Source organism: Trueperella sp. HMSC08B05 (assembly GCF_001808405.1).
Lineage (GTDB): Bacteria > Actinomycetota > Actinomycetes > Actinomycetales > Actinomycetaceae > Trueperella > Trueperella bernardiae.
Genome location: NZ_KV793228.1, coordinates 33,899 through 48,389, shown reverse-complemented (window position 1 = coordinate 48,389; position 14,491 = coordinate 33,899). Strand labels below are relative to the sequence as shown.

The window sequence follows — 14,491 nt, the reverse complement described above, 5'->3', positions numbered from 1 at the left end:
CACTCGCGAGAAAAGTCGCTCAAGGCGCAAACCCACGACGCCCGGGCACGGGCCCGCGACCAGCGCGGACGGCGTCGTGAAACACGGCCCGCCACGGGGCCCGCTACAACTTCGTGAGGTCCGCCACGAAAGAATCGATGAGCGCGCGCGAGCCGGGCGCGGTGCCTTCCTCGAGCTGGTCGAGCAGGATGGAGAAGATGAGCGGGTAGCCAGCCTCCGTGCGCAGGAAGCCGGACAGGGAGGTCGCCTGCACGAGCGTGCCCGTCTTGGCCCGGACCTGCCCTTCCGCGTCCGAGCCGGCGAAGCGGTCTTGAAGCGTGCCATCCAGGGCCGACACCGGCAGGCCCGCGGGCAGGGCGGCGAACGGGCACTCCTCGCAACGCCACACGTCAAGCAAAATCGAGGTCAGCAGCTCGGCGGTCACCCTGTTTGACGCCGACAGCCCCGAGGCATCCGCCAGCACGACGCCATCCATCGGGTAACCCGCCGCCCGCAGCACCTCCGCGATCGCCTGCGAGGATCCGGCGAACGTGGCCGGCTTGCCCTTCGCGATCGCCACCAGGTGCCCCATGACCTCCGAGACCGAGTTGTCCGACTCGGTGAGCAGGAGGTCCACCAGGTCACGTACCGGCGCGGACTCGACGCGGGCCAACAGGGCGGCGCCGTCGGGCGCCTTCCCGCGGCTCGCCTCCCCGACCTCGACGCCCGCCGCCCGCAACTGTTCGGCGAACGCCTCGCCGGCCAGCAGGTCCGGGTTCGGGCGATAGCCCATCCCCTGCACGCGCCCGCGGTCGACGGCGATCGGGCGCAGCTCCATGACGTAGCCCCGGTCGGCGCCCTCGATGTCGTCGTAATGAAGCGGGCCCTCGAACAGGCTCGAATCGACGACGAGCTCGAGCGGCCCGGACACGTCCGAACGGCTAGTGAGCGCCTCGGCCACCTTCGCGGCGAGGTCCGCCAGGCCCGCCCGGCCACGGGTCACAGTGGGATCGCCCGCGCCGTCGGTGAGGAGCACGTCGCCCCCGCCGATCAGGTAGAGCGTGTTGCCGGACAGCGCGGCGACCGTGGGCAGGGTGGTCTCGGGGCCGAGCACGTCGAGCGCCGCCCGGGCCGTCACCAGCTTCATGTTTGACGCCGGCGTGGCCGCACGCGACGCATTGTAGGAGGCTATCACCTCGCCCGTGCGTGGATCCGTGACAATCACCGAGGTCTGGCCCGTATTCGACTCGGCGTTTGCCAAAGCCGAGATGAGGGAGGCCACGGCGTCGCCCGATGGCGCGCTCGCATCCGACTCCTCAACCTCCGGGGCCTCCGCCACCACCGCATCCAACGTCGGATACGGCAACGGGTGGGCCGGCTCCGGCTTCGTGGTGAGCGGGCCCGGGGCAAGGTCCCAGGCATCAGCGAAAACGTAGGTACAGGCCAAGATCACCGCGAGCGCCGCAACAACTCTCTTCCACACCTTGCCATCTTCCCACACCCAGGCGCAGCGCGTGGACACATGTGCGCACGAAAGCCGCAATGACACGCAAAAATGTTCAAACCGCGGGCTAGAATGGTGGTCAGTTCAACAGCGAAGGAGAGAGTAATGGACTTCGACGTCACCATCGAAATCCCGAAGGGGAACCGCAACAAGTACGAGGTGGACCACAAGACCGGCCGCATTCGGCTCGACCGGATGCTCTTCACCTCCACTCGCTACCCTGACGATTACGGCTTTATCGACGGCACGCTCGGCGAAGACGGCGATCCGCTCGACGCGCTCGTGCTCCTCGACGAGCCCACCTTCCCCGGCTGCGTGATCCGTTGCCGCGCGCTCGGCATGTTCCGCATGAAGGACGAGGCGGGAGGCGACGACAAGGTGGTCTGCGTCCCCACGGGCGACCAGCGAGCATCCTGGCGCACCGAGCTCGAGGACATCTCCGAATTCCACCGCCTCGAGATCCAGCACTTCTTCGAGGTCTACAAGGACCTGGAGCCCGGCAAGTCGGTGGAGGGCGCCCACTGGGTGGGCCGCGAAGAAACCGAGGCGGAGATCCGCGCCTCCTTCCAGCGCGCGATCGACACCGGCTACTACGAGCACAACCCGAACATCCACCCCGACAACATGAAGTAGCAGGCGCCGGGGCTGAGCGAAGAAGCAAAGCCCGGAAAGCCGCAAAGCCTAGAAGAGGAGGCCGCCCCGGCTGGGGTGGCCTCCTCTTCTAGGCGTGTTCCTTGACGGGATGGTTCTTAGCGGACGCGCAGGTAAATCGGGTTACCCCACACCGCGCGCTCCTGGGTGCCCATCGACGGGTTCCAGGCGGCAATGTGCATGCCGTTGCCGGTGTAGATTCCCACGTGGCCGGGCCACCACATGACGTCACCGGGCTGGGCCTGGGAGGCCGGCACCTGGCGGTAGGCGCCCCAGAACTGGGTGACAGACTGGCCAGTGCGGCGCGGGGTGGTCACCCCGAAGCGCTGGTGGACATACCACACGAAGCCCACGCAGTCCCAACCCGAGGTGGGCGAGACGCCGCCCCACACATACGGGACACCGGCGAATTGGCGTGCGTAGTTGACCAGGGCCTGGCCCGAGCCCGACGTCGGCGCGTTCTGGGCGGCCTTGTTCGCGGCCTCCTTCTCGGCCTTGGCGGCGGCATCTCTAGCCGCCTTCTCAGCGGCAGCCTTGGCAGCCGCCTCCTTCTCCGCCTTCTCGCGTGCCGCCTTGTCAGCGGCCTCCTTCGCGGCCCTCTCCGCCGCGGCCTTTTCGGCAGCAGCCTTAGCGGCCGCCTCCTTCTCCGCGGCGATCCTCTGGGCCTGCTCGGCGGCGGCCTTCTGGGCGGCGATGCGATCAGCCTGCGCACGCTGGGCGGCAGCGAAGTCAGCGGCCTCCTTGGCAGCCTTCTCCGTGTTGGCCTTGCCCGCACCCGAGGAGTTCTTCGCTTCTTCGGCGAGGCGCTGGGCCTCCTTCTCGGCGGCGTTCGCGGCGGCGTCGGCAGCAGCAGCATTGGTGGCCAACTGGTCGACAGCGGCCTGAGCGTCCGACGTGGCGCGCTCCTGGCGGACCTGCTCGGCCTGGGCGCGCACGAGGTTCGCGGCGGCTTCCGCCTTGCCCTGACGCTCCTGTTCGAGCTGGGCGAGGCGTGCGCGCTCCAGCTCCTCCGTGGTACCACGACGTGCGGCTAGCTCCGAGGCCAGGCCATCGCGCTGGGCCTGGGCCGAGGCGAGGATCTGCTTCTGGGATTCGGCGGCGGCCTTCGCGGCGTCGGCCTTGGCGGTCACTTCGTCCGCGGCCTTGGTCTGGGCCTCCGCGGCGGCGTCGGCCTCTTCCTGGAGCACACGCGCCACTTCCTCGAGCGCCTGGAAGCGCTGCACCCTGGAGTCAACCGAGTTCGCCACCGCGCCGAAGACCTGCGAGCGCTTATTCGCGTCCTCCATCGAGTCCGCACCGAAGAGGTAGTAGGACTGCGTGACCTCGCCCGCTTGATTCTTGTACATCGCCTGCGAGACAGAACCGAGTTCACGACGCGCGACCTGCAGGTCATCGTTCGCAGCGTTTGCCTTCTCCTGAGCGGCGATCGCTTCGGAGATCGCGTCTGACAGATCCGACTGCGCGATGATCGAGGCAGCCTCCGCCTCGGCGGCAGCGGCCGTGGCGGCGTCCGACTCCTGTGCCAGGCGCGTCAACTCCAGTTCGAGATCGGCCAGCGAGCGAGCGGTCTGCTCTTGCGCAGCGTACGAATCCTCGATGTCGTTTCCCGAGATGGGAGTTGCCTGTGCGGGTAGCGCGAAGGACCATGCCAACCCGAAGGTTGAGAGCATTACCAGTGACTTACGTGCCACCAGCCACCTCCATATGTGTGATGCGTGCGGGCGTGTCGGCTTGACAACGCGTTTTCACCCACCACCGTATACCCATTCGTTACAAAATGAAACACGAGAATCACAATTCACTTTATTTACTTCATTCTCACCATTAACAACTGTCACACGCCCGCGATCTTGCCGCTGTCTCATGCCACGTCATCCCGTTGCGCCCCTTTCGGGCGCGCCCTATGGTGGAGGCATGAAGCGAATGTAGAGCGGGCACCGGCCCCTTCCTGGCGGGTGCCCTTGACATGCCCGTGATCTACGATGAGGACCTCCATGACACCCGACGCTTCTTACCCGCCTTTCCTTGTGGGCTACCCGCCGCTCACGCCCGTCACCGACGCCGCCCCCGTGGCGGACTTCGACACCGGCTACCACCCGCCCCTCTCCCGTAAGCCCCTGCCGGCCACCGGCGCCTGGCGCGACGGCGACGAGCCCGGCGAGCGCCAGTTCGCAGACCTCGGCCCACTTCCCCTCGAGCTTGGCGGCACAATCCACGTCACGCTCGCCTTCGAGACCTGGGGCACGCTCAGCCCGGACGGCTCGAACGCGATCCTGCTGTGCCACGCCCTCACGGGCGACTCTCACGCCACCTCGAAGGACGGCACGGACGGCTGGTGGAACGAGATCGTCGGCCCGGGCAAAGCCATCGACACCGACCGCTGGTTCGTGGTCTGCCCCAACGTACTGGGTGGTTGCCAGGGCTCGACCGGCCCGGCCTCCATCGCCCCCGACGGCAAGCCGTGGGGCTCGCGCTTCCCCGAGATCACGATCAGGGATATGTGTGCGGCGGAAAACCTCTTGGCCGACCGGCTCGGCGTGAGCCGCTGGGCGCTCGTCGCCGGCGCGTCCTTCGGCGGCAACCGGGTGATGGAGTGGGCGGCGTCGTACCCGCGCATGTGCGGGGCGATCGCCGTGCTAGTGGCGGGCCCGGCCACCACTGCCGAGCAGATCGCCTACCAAAAAACCCAAAATCAGGCCATCGCCCTCGACCCCGCCTTCAACGGCGGCGACTACTATCACCTTCCCGACGGCGCCGGCCCCCACCGCGGCCTGGGCCTCGCCCGCGAGCTCGCACATATTACCTACCGCAGCCCGCTCGAACTCCACCAGCGCTTCGGCCGCACGCCCCAAGAGGGCGAAGATCCACTCGCCGGCGGCCGCTACGCCGTCTCCTCGTATCTGGATCACCACGCCTACAAGCTCGCCGCCCGCTTTGACGCAAACTCCTATCTCACAATCTCCCAGTCGATGATCACCCACGACATCGGGCGAGGCCGCGGCGGCACCCCCGCCGTCGTCGCAAACCTGACCATGCCCGCACTCGTGGTGGCAGTCGACTCAGACCGGCTGTTCTACCCCGCTGACATGGCCGCGCTCGCCGCCGCCCTCCCCGGCGCGCGCCCGCTGCGAACCGTGCACTCCGCCTACGGCCACGACGGCTTCCTCATCGAAAACAACCAGGTCACGGCCATCCTGCGCGACTTCCTCGACGACCCCGCACTCTTCCCCGCCCGCGCGCGCCGGGTGCAATAATGGTGGCATGTCGTGGACACCTGATTTCCTCGGGGACGGCTTCTACCAGCGCGTCCTCCTCCTGCACGACGACGAGTTCGGGCCCAACCGCGCCACACTCGTGACCTACCGGCCTGGGGACAGCGCACCCACGTTCGCGGTGCTGGCAATCCACGGCTGGAACGACTACTTCTACCAGTACGAGTTCGCACTCGAAGTGGAGCGCATGGGCGGGCGCTTCTACGCCATTGACCTGCGCAAATACGGCCGCTCGCACCTCGACGACCAAATGTGGGGCTACATCGAGGACCTATCCACGTACGACGAGGAGATCCACGAAGCGCTCGACGTCATCTACTCCGAACTCGGCGACACCGTCCCGCTCTTCCTCTATGGCCACTCCACCGGCGGCCTCACCGCCACACTCTGGGCCGACCGCCACCCCGATGCCCTCGCCGGCGTCATCCTCAACTCCCCCTGGCTCGAATTCCAAGGCCAGACCGCGCTGCGCCTCGCCAGCCAGCCCATCCTCGACACAATCCATCGCCTCTCGCGCACCACCATCATCCCCATGCCCGGCAACGACTTCTACCACCGGCTCTTGACCGGCTACATGACCGACGAGGAACGCGCCGCAGCCAGCGCCGATCCCTGCGATGACCCGTTCGTCACCGACGGCGGCTGGCACCCCGACCCGCGCTACCGGCAAGTGCCCTCCTTCCCCATCCGAGCCGGCTGGCTACGCGCGATCGCCAACGGGCACGAGCGCGTGGCCCAAGGGCTCGACATCCAGTGCCCGATCCTGGTGCTCACCAGCGCGCAGACCTTCTACTCCGACACGTGGAATGACCAGATGCGCCACGCCGACACCGTCCTCAACGTCGACCAAATCTGGAAGCGCGTGCCCTGGCTCGGGCGGGTAACCACCCTGGTCAAGGTGCCGGACGCCATCCACGACGTACTACTCTCCCGGCGCTCCTCCCGCCAGTACGCCTACGGCCACATCGAGCGCTTCGTCCGCGGCGCTGTTCGACCAGACCCGGGGCCTGGCCGACACAACTCGTGAAAATACCGGCTACCGATCGCTATAGAAGCCCGCTCGCCCTCAGATTCACGACTTGTGACGACGGGAGCCAGAGCCGAGCAGGAACCAAGCCAGTAACACGGATTATCGGCGCCCAAATCGGCGCGGGTACCGGAGCGGGGCGGGGGTGCTGCGCTAGGCGATCTCGCCGAAGGAGCGGCCGTCCGGGACGAGCCACATGCGCCAGCCGTCCGCGCCGATCATGCCCGAAGCCGCCACCGCAGCCTGCGACGGATCCGCAAACACGCCCTTGCCCTCCACCTCGAGCAGGCCGGTCTCTGTCAGCCGCGCGGAAAGGCTGCGCCGGCGGCGGCGCCGCGAGCGCCACGTCACGTCAACAGCGCCCACCTCGGCCACGACCTGCTGCATCCGCGGCAGGGGCTCGGGCAGGTCCGTGGAGTCAATGTTGGGCTCACGCGTGTTAGCCGCGAGCTGGGTAGCAGACTCAGGCGCGGCCGCGCGATCGGTGCTGTCGGCGCGCTGGGGCCCAGGCGCGGGCGAGCCGGCAGGTGCAGGCTTAGCAGGAGCCAGCGACTTCCACGGGCGCATTGCCGCGCGGGTCACCGCCTCCTGCGAGGCCACCGACGAAGCCTGCTCCGAGTAAATGGTGGCACCGTGATCCTTCGGCGCGCTCATATCCCACAGGCGCTGTTCGGGGCGCTTGGCCTCGCTCATGAGTTGGTCGTACATGGTGGGGCCCACGTCCTGGCGGTTCTTTTCCAAGAGATCCCGGGCCTCCTCGCTCAGCGCCCGGCGGCTCTCCCGCGAGGTTCGGCGGGACTCCACCGTGGACATGACCTCCGACGCCGACCTCTTCGCCGGCCTCTCCTTCTCAAAGCGCCAGCCGCTGATGTCCCAGGCGTCGTCGTAGCGCTGGGCGCGGTCGACGATCTCCTCCGCCTCCGGCGACGGCTCCGCCGTGACTTCAGGCTCCGCGACGTCGGCCACCTCGGCAACCTCAACAGCCTCAGCCACATCTTCGGCGGGTTCTGCAACGTCCGCCGCCGGCTCTTCGGCCGCCGGCTCAGCAGCATTAACCACTTCGGCCGGCACGTCCTCGGCCGGCGTCCCCTCAACGACCTCTTCGGTAGCCGACTCCTCCGCAACGAGCTCCGGCTCAACCGCCTCTCCCGCCCACGGCAGCGCCGCGGGCAGCTCAGCCAGCTCGGCGATCTCTACCAGCAGTCCCTGCGCGCTCTGATAGGCCAGCACCCGATGGGCCTCCACCCCACCGCCGCGCAGGGCGAGGATAGGGCACAGGACATCGGTGTCGTAGGCCAGGGAGAAGATGTGCAGGCGCGGCCCGGGCGCCGTGCGCGGCGGAGCGGAGTCGACGAAGGCGCGGTAGTCGGCGTCGAAGGACTCGAGCCCGCCGGGGTACATCTGCCCGAGCGCGGCCCGGCTCATCTGGGCGTGCCGGCCGGCGCGCGTGAGCGCCGCGCTGAAGTCCTGGGCGGAGAGCGCCTCCACGACGTCAACGCTCACCACCTGCCCCGTCGTATCAAGCGCGAGGAAGGTCTGGTCCGCCCAGCCCACGCCGAACAGCGGTTGGCCGATAAAGTCAAAGATTTGGGAGCGTACGGCGTCAAGGATTTCGGGGCTCGCCTCACTGGGCACGGACTGCGCCGCCGCCACCAGGCGCCCCTGATGCAATGCGAAAACCACCACGCGTTCTCCTTCCCGCACCTCAGTTTATTCCAGCCTACCGGCCCCGGATGGGCGCCGCCTCATCCGTGAAGTGGACTTGCCGACAGCCACGCGGCCAACCACGCCTTCCGTGCCCGCCCGCGCGCCCGTAGCCAACCGCCCAACGACGGCGCGCCCCGGCTTCCTGCCCGGCTCGTTCACGACGCCGCCCGGCCACCACAGCCGCACCCTACCGGCGCCCGCCCTTGCGCCGCACGGCCACCCCGTCGCGCAGGAGTTCGGCGAGGTGCACGCCCTGGTCGCCCGCCAGCTGGGCGGCCTGGGTGCGGCAGGAGAAACCGTCGGCGAGGTAGACGGCATCGTCGGGGGCAGCGGCGAGTTTGGGCAACAGGTCGTTGGCGGCAACCTTGACCGATACCTCGTAGTGCCCCTTCTCCATGCCAAAGTTGCCGGCGAGCCCGCAGCATCCTGAGACCGTGGTGAGGTCGGCGCCGGCGCGGCGCAGCAGCTCCGCGTCGGCAAGCCAGCCCATGACCGAGTAGTGGTGGCAGTGCGGTTGGGCCACCACCGTGAGGCCGCTGAGGTCCGGCGGCGTCCACACCTCCGGCCCTATCGGTGCGGGCGCGGTCAGCAGCTCGGCGAGCGTGTAGGTCATGTGGGAGACGAGGCCGGCGCGGGCGTCATCGAGTAGGTCGGGCATGTCCTCGCGCAGCACCGCCGTACACGACGGCTCCACGCCCACAATTGGGATCCCCGACGCCGCGAACGGCGCCAGCACATCCAACAGGTGCGTGAGTTCCTTCTTCGCGTGCCCCAGCTGCCCGGTGGTGATCCACGTCAGCCCGCAACACGTGTCCGACGGCGGGATGAGCACCGTGTACCCCGCCCGCTGCAACACGGCCACCATGGCCTGCGCGCCCGTGGTATCGAGCGTCTCGGAGAACGAGTCGGCCCACAGCATCACGTACTTTTTCCCCAGCTCGTGCGCGCCGACGACGCCGTCCCCGGCCCCCGCCCGCACCCGCGACTCCTCGCCGGCGCCAGCCCCGGCCAGCTCGCCGCCGACCCGCCGCATCTCGGCCTGCTCGGCCCGCGCGAGCTTGGAAAATCGCGTCGTAGCGAACCCGGGCATCTGCCGGCGCGAGTCCAGCCCAGCCACGGCGAAGGCCAGCTTGCGCAGCGGCGTGACCTTGAGCGCCGCGTTCGCGATTGCCGCCACCCCGGGCACGGCCGTGGCCCACCGGGCCAACAGCGGCAGGTTGCCCAGCACGTAGTGCGTGCGCGGACGGAGCTTGCCCTTGTACCCTCGATAGAGCGCCTCGGACTTGAACTTGGCCAGGTTCACGCCCGTGGGGCAGTCGGAGGAGCAGGCTTTACACGCCAGGCACAGGTCGAGCGACTCGCGCAGCGCCGCATCGGCGAACCCCTTAATCAGCTTCCCGCTCGTCGCCTCTTGCAACACGCGCGCCCGCCCGCGCGTGGCGTCCTTCTCCTCGCGCGTGGCCAGGTACGACGGGCACATGAAAAACCCCGCGCCCGTGCGGTTCGCCCGGCAGTTGCCCACGCCGGTGCAGCGGTGGACGGCGCGGGTGAGGTCGGCGTCGTCCTCGCGGAAGTGGAAGCCGCCGGCGTACTCACTGGGCGAGGCGTGGGGGCGGCGCAGGTCAGAATCGAGGGGCCGCGGGCGCACGAGCACCCCCGGGTTGAGCACGTCTTCCGGGTCGAAGAGTGCCTTGACCGCGCCGAACAGCTCGATGACCTCCGGCGGGTACATGCGGGTCAGCAGCTCGGAGCGGGCGCGCCCGTCGCCGTGCTCACCTGACAGCGACCCGCCGTAGCGCACCGCCACGTCGGCGGCCTCCTCCATGAACGCGCGCATCACCGGCACCCCGCCCAGCTCCTCGATCGGGAAGTCAATGCGCACATGCACGCACCCATCCCCGAAGTGGCCGTACATGAGCCCGTCCAGGCCCTTGGCACCCATGAGGGCGCGCAGGTCGCGCAAGTAGGGGCCGAGCTTCTCCGGCGGCACCGCCGAGTCCTCCCAGCCCGGCCAGGCCGCGGCTCCCGACGGCGTCCGCCCGCCCAGCCCCGCACCGTCGGCGCGGATTCGCCACAGCTCGGTTGCCTCCGGCCCCGGCGGGCAGACGCGGGCGGCGTCGGTGCCGGCGTCGCGAAGGATGCCCGCCACGCGCTCCTCGACCACCGCGAGCTCCTCGCCCTCCTGCGCCCCGACCTCAATGAACAGCCAGCCGCCGCCCTCCGGCAACTCGGGCACAGAGCCCTTCTTGCGCCGCACCACGTCCACCAGCTGCGCATCAATCCCCTCCACCGCGAGCGGCAAATGGGGAAGTAGCGCGGGCACGGCGTCGGCGGCCGCGGGCATGTCCGGGTAGCCGAGCACCACGAGCGTGGGCGTCTGCGCCAGCGGCACCAGGCGCACCACCGCCTCCGTCATCACGACGAGCGTGCCCTCCGAGCCGACCAGCATCTTCGCCAAGTCGCGCCCGGCTTCGGGCAGGAGGTGCTCGAGCGAATAGCCCGAGACCTGGCGGGAAAACCGGCCAAAGTTTTTGCGAATGTCGGCCAGGTGGGCATCCACGAGGGCCTCCAGCCCCGGCACGTTGAGCTCCCCCGCACCGGCCGTGAAGCGCCGGCCCATGCCGTCCAGGCACTCGAGGGAGACCACGTTATCGGCCGTTCGCCCCCAGGCCACCGCGTGCGGGCCACAGGCGTTGTTGCCGATCATGCCACCCAGCGTGGCACGATTTTGCGTGGAAGGATCCGGGCCGAAGCGCAGGCCGTACGGGGCGGCCGCCGCCTGCAAATCGCTCATCACCACGCCCGGCTGGACGCGGGCCGTGCGCGCTACCGGGTCGACCTCAATGGCATTCATGTAACGCGAAAAATCAAGGACCACGCCCTCACCCACCGCGTTACCCGCCACCGACGTGCCACCCCCGCGCGACGTCAGTGGCACCGAACGCTCCCGGCAGATGCGCAGAACGGCCGCGACGTCGTCGTCGTTCTTGGGGCACACCACCACCTGCGGCGGGACCCGATAATTCGACGCGTCCGTCGCGTACTCGGCGCGAGCGCGGGGCGAGGAATGGACGTCCCCCTCGATGACGGCCTCAAGCGCGTGGGCAAGCGTAGGTTCCATGATGCCTCCTTCGAGGCCATTGTCCCCTTTTTAGCGCGCGAACGCGCACCCTGCACAACTAATGAGAGCCTCGTCAGTCTGCGCGCCGTTCGGCCCGCACGCCCCCTGTCCCGACGAGCACAACGACGACGCCGACCCGCCCAGCCCCGTCCGCTCCAGGTGGTCCACCAGCACCCGGACGAAGACCTCGCTGGTGCCGGTCTTCTTCGCAACGTTAGGGATCGTGCCGCCGGCCCGGATCTCGGCAAGGACCCGGTCGGCAACCGAGTAGGCGGGGCTGCCGGGACGCTGGCTGGCAGCGTTAGCCGGGCTAGCCGGGCGCAGGGACGCCGGACGCGCGGGTGCGCCCACGTTAGCCGCGGGCGCACTCAAGCGAGCGGGAGCGTTCACAGGAACAGCTTCCCGATCTGGAAGATACCCACCGCCAGCGCCCAGGCGATGACGAGCTGGGCGCCCACAGCGATCGTGGTGCGCTTGCCGCCGATCAGGCGGGCCTGCTCGGCCACCGTAGCCAGGCACGGGGTGTAGGCCAGGACGAAGACGAGGAACGCGATCGCGGCCAGGCCCTGGTAGCCCTCGCCGGCCGTCTGCGTGAACGTGGAGGCGAGGAGGTCGGGAAGTTCACCGAGGTCGTCGCCGTTGTCTTCGGCGTCGCCGGCGGCCTCCGGGTCCATGTTGTAGGAGGCCACGATCGAGGACACCACGGTTTCCTTCGCCACGAAGCCAGTCATGAGCGCGCCAGCCATGTGCCAGTCGCCGAAGCCGGCCGGCTCGAAGACGGGTTCGAGCACCTTGGCCACCTGCCCGTAGGCCGAATCCTCCATCGGCAGCTCCGGGTCAGCGAAGGACTTGCCCGCGCCTCCCGCGCCCATCGGGATCGCGCCCAGCAGCCACACCACCATGGTCATGGCCACGATGATCTTGCCCGCGCCCTTGACGAAGATCCACGAGCGCTGCACCGCCTGACGCAGCAGCACAAGCGCGCGCGGCACCTGGTAGGCGGGCAGGATCAGCATGAGCGGGGACTGGGCGTCATTCTTGGTATAGAAGAACTTCAGCACCCACGCGCCCAGCACCACCAGCACGATCGAGGCAAGGTAGAGGGCGAAGACCACGGTTCCTGCGTTGTTGGGGAAGAAGATCTTGGTCATCATGAGGTAGATCGTCAGCCGCGCCGCGCAGGAAGTGTACGGCGTGATGAGTACCGTGACTAGGCGCTGCGCCGGGGAGGGCAGCGTGCGGGCCGCGGCGAGGGAGGGCAGGTTGCAGCCGAAGCCCATGATGAGCGGGAGCACCACGCGCCCGTCCAGGCCGATGCGGCGCATGAGGCGGTCCGCCAGGAACGCGGCACGGGCCATGTAGCCCGAATCCTCCAAGATCGACAGCGCGGCGAAGATCGTGAACATGAGCGGCACGAACGACCCGACCACTCCCAGGCCCGTACACAGACCGCCCACCAGGAGCGAATCCACCCACGTTCCGCCCAGGCCGACGACGCCGAGCAGCCAGCTCACGCCGTTCGCCAGTGAGATCGCGCCCTCGTCCGTGCTGGAGAAGATCGCATCACACCAGTCCTGGATGGGACCCACCCACTCGCCGGCCAGCTTGAACAGCAGCCACATGACCGCGAAGAACACGATCGGGCCAGCCACCGGGTTGAGCAGCACCTTGTCCACGCGATCCGAGCGCGACGGCCCGTGGGTCTCAGGGCGCTCGGCGGACGTGTTGATCGCCGACTCCACACGGTCCACCCAGCCGAACAGGCGGGTGGCCCGCTCAAGCTCCGCATCCGTGGCGGAGGCAGGCTCAGTCGTGTGCGTGGGGCCAAGCTCAAGGCTGGTCGGGCGGTCGTGCCCGCAGCCGCAGGCGAGGCCCGTGGGGGCGACGTCGTCAAGCTCCAGGGACGAAGCCTTGTCGTGGCCGCAACCGCACGCAGCACCGCCGCCGCAGGAGGTCTGGGCGAGGAGGTCGCGCTCGTCGACGTCGGACAGCCGGCAGCTAGCCAGCGGGTTCGCGGCCGCGCGGGCGTTGTAGCCGGGGGCCGTGGGGTCGGCGTCGAGGCCGGACACGCGGCGCGGCTCGAGGATCGCCTGCTCGACGAAGCGGTCAAGCTGGGCGTACTGGCCGCGCTTGCGCGGGTCAAAGATCATGACCGGGATACCAAGCTCGCGCGAAACCACCGACGGGTCGATCTTGATGCCGTTATCGGCGGCGACGTCAGCCATGTGGATCACCGCCGCGACCGGGTAGCCCGTCTGCGCCAGCTGGGCCACGAGGTACAGGGAGCGGGTGAGCGCGCCGCCGTCGAGCACGGCGAGCACCAGGTTGACGTCCTGATCGAGCGGGCCGCGGTGGCCGTGATGGCCGTGGTCAGCCGGGGCGGCGGCGTCGCGACCGGGGCCCGCGAGCGTGTCAGCCACCACCTTCTCATCCGGGCTGTTGGGGATGAGCGAGTAGGCGCCGGGCAGGTCGAGCACGCGGGCGCCGAGGCTCCGCCACGTGCCGGCCTTGACCTCCACCGTGGTGCCGGGGGCGTTGATGACCGCCTGGCGGGCGCCCGTCACGCCGTTGAAGAGCGTGGACTTGCCGACATTCGGGTTGCCGACCAGTGCGATCGTCACGCCCGCGTAACGCTTGTTTTCCTTGACCTTTTCCTGGACCGTCATGCCACCAGCTCCGCTTCGATGTTCTTCGCGGACCGGTGGTCGATCGCCACGCGCGAGCCGGCAATATTAAGGACCAAGCCGCCAAAACCGGCATGCTGGATCACCGTGGCTTCGGCGCCAATCCGCACACCGATCTCCTGCATGCGCAGCAGGCTATGCTCGGGGAGCTTCAGGTTAGTGAGTCGAAGCGTAACGCGTGTGGGGCATTCGCTGAGCTTCATTCTTCCTCCAGGAAATATGGAATTGTCACGAGTAAGGCTATCCTTGCCTTGCTCATATAAGAAAGCCCAAAGCCCCGTTATTTACGCCTTGGAATGACTCCAGTTTGGGGTGCGGCGGTGGCGGCCGGTGGTCTGTCGCCGGCCCGCCGGTGGGCTGCCGCCGGCCCCTCTCAGCAGATGCGGCACTAAACTGACAAACGCGGTACTAAATAACGGGAAAGTAGTGCCGCATCTTGCCAGGTAGTGCAGCATCTGCAACGACCACCAGCCGGAGGGCAGCTGCCGGGCGGGCAGGCCGCGCGCGTGGTGGCGAGCTCGTGCCCGGGGGCTGTGGGCGCTGCGG

10 protein-coding genes are annotated in these 14,491 nt (G+C 68.7%); 3 read left to right on the top strand and 7 right to left on the bottom strand.

Annotated elements, in window-relative coordinates:
- Nucleotides 1-103: 103 nt before the first annotated feature.
- Nucleotides 104-1,462: a D-alanyl-D-alanine carboxypeptidase/D-alanyl-D-alanine endopeptidase gene (gene dacB / locus HMPREF3167_RS00180; protein ID WP_070444858.1), complete on the bottom strand. Its 1,359-nt coding sequence runs from the start codon at nt 1,460-1,462 to the stop codon at nt 104-106.
- A 126-nt stretch (nt 1,463-1,588) separates the two neighbouring features.
- On the opposite strand from dacB, the gene HMPREF3167_RS00175 reads away from it, so the two are divergent.
- Nucleotides 1,589-2,116, top strand: a complete 528-nt coding sequence (locus HMPREF3167_RS00175) for an inorganic diphosphatase (RefSeq protein ID WP_062613290.1) — start codon at nt 1,589-1,591, stop codon at nt 2,114-2,116.
- Nucleotides 2,117-2,232: 116 nt separating this feature from the next.
- Here HMPREF3167_RS00175 and HMPREF3167_RS00170 read toward each other — a convergent pair whose 3' ends face one another.
- Nucleotides 2,233-3,825, bottom strand: a complete 1,593-nt coding sequence (locus HMPREF3167_RS00170) for a C40 family peptidase (RefSeq protein ID WP_148132359.1) — start codon at nt 3,823-3,825, stop codon at nt 2,233-2,235.
- Between the two features lie 303 nt (nt 3,826-4,128).
- Between HMPREF3167_RS00170 and HMPREF3167_RS00165 the strand changes: the two genes are divergently transcribed.
- Both HMPREF3167_RS00165 and HMPREF3167_RS00160 read left to right on the top strand, forming a co-directional pair.
- Complete coding sequence (locus HMPREF3167_RS00165; RefSeq protein WP_070444832.1) at nt 4,129-5,388, top strand: homoserine O-acetyltransferase MetX; 1,260 nt, start codon at nt 4,129-4,131, stop codon at nt 5,386-5,388.
- 7 nt (nt 5,389-5,395) lie between these two features.
- A complete protein-coding gene (locus tag HMPREF3167_RS00160) occupies nt 5,396-6,433 on the top strand; it encodes an alpha/beta hydrolase (RefSeq protein WP_070444831.1) in 1,038 nt (345 codons plus the stop codon).
- A gap of 153 nt (nt 6,434-6,586) precedes the next feature.
- On the opposite strand, the gene HMPREF3167_RS00155 is transcribed toward HMPREF3167_RS00160, so the two are convergent.
- The 5 genes from HMPREF3167_RS00155 to HMPREF3167_RS00135 form a co-directional block, all read right to left on the bottom strand.
- Nucleotides 6,587-8,119: a hypothetical protein gene (locus HMPREF3167_RS00155; RefSeq protein WP_070444830.1), complete on the bottom strand. Its 1,533-nt coding sequence runs from the start codon at nt 8,117-8,119 to the stop codon at nt 6,587-6,589.
- A gap of 208 nt (nt 8,120-8,327) precedes the next feature.
- On the bottom strand, nt 8,328-11,261 hold the full coding sequence (locus HMPREF3167_RS00150) for an FAD-binding and (Fe-S)-binding domain-containing protein (RefSeq protein WP_070444827.1): 2,934 nt from the start codon (nt 11,259-11,261) through the stop codon (nt 8,328-8,330).
- 30 nt (nt 11,262-11,291) lie between these two features.
- Nucleotides 11,292-11,651 carry a hypothetical protein gene (locus tag HMPREF3167_RS00145; RefSeq protein WP_062613279.1) on the bottom strand — a complete coding sequence of 120 codons (360 nt, stop codon included), beginning with the start codon at nt 11,649-11,651 and terminating at the stop codon, nt 11,292-11,294.
- The gene (locus tag HMPREF3167_RS00140) at nt 11,648-13,927 is read right to left on the bottom strand and encodes a ferrous iron transporter B (RefSeq protein WP_068538617.1); all 2,280 of its coding nucleotides are present in this window, start codon (nt 13,925-13,927) and stop codon (nt 11,648-11,650) included. The genes HMPREF3167_RS00145 and HMPREF3167_RS00140 overlap by 4 nt, the downstream gene beginning before the upstream one ends.
- Complete coding sequence (locus tag HMPREF3167_RS00135; protein WP_068538616.1) at nt 13,924-14,148, bottom strand: FeoA family protein; 225 nt, start codon at nt 14,146-14,148, stop codon at nt 13,924-13,926. The genes HMPREF3167_RS00140 and HMPREF3167_RS00135 overlap by 4 nt, the downstream gene beginning before the upstream one ends.
- Nucleotides 14,149-14,491: the final 343 nt, after the last annotated feature.

Excerpts from the sequence above, each read along its gene's own strand:
- HMPREF3167_RS00175 (WP_062613290.1), top strand. The coding sequence starts at position 1,589 with ATGGACTTCGACGTCACCATCGAAATCCCGAAGGGGAACCGCAACAAG.
- HMPREF3167_RS00165 (WP_070444832.1), top strand. The coding sequence starts at position 4,129 with ATGACACCCGACGCTTCTTACCCGCCTTTCCTTGTGGGCTACCCGCCG.
- HMPREF3167_RS00160 (WP_070444831.1), top strand. The coding sequence starts at position 5,396 with ATGTCGTGGACACCTGATTTCCTCGGGGACGGCTTCTACCAGCGCGTC.
- HMPREF3167_RS00150 (WP_070444827.1), bottom strand. The coding sequence starts at position 11,261 with ATGGAACCTACGCTTGCCCACGCGCTTGAGGCCGTCATCGAGGGGGAC.
- HMPREF3167_RS00140 (WP_068538617.1), bottom strand. The coding sequence starts at position 13,927 with ATGACGGTCCAGGAAAAGGTCAAGGAAAACAAGCGTTACGCGGGCGTG.
- HMPREF3167_RS00135 (WP_068538616.1), bottom strand. The coding sequence starts at position 14,148 with ATGAAGCTCAGCGAATGCCCCACACGCGTTACGCTTCGACTCACTAAC.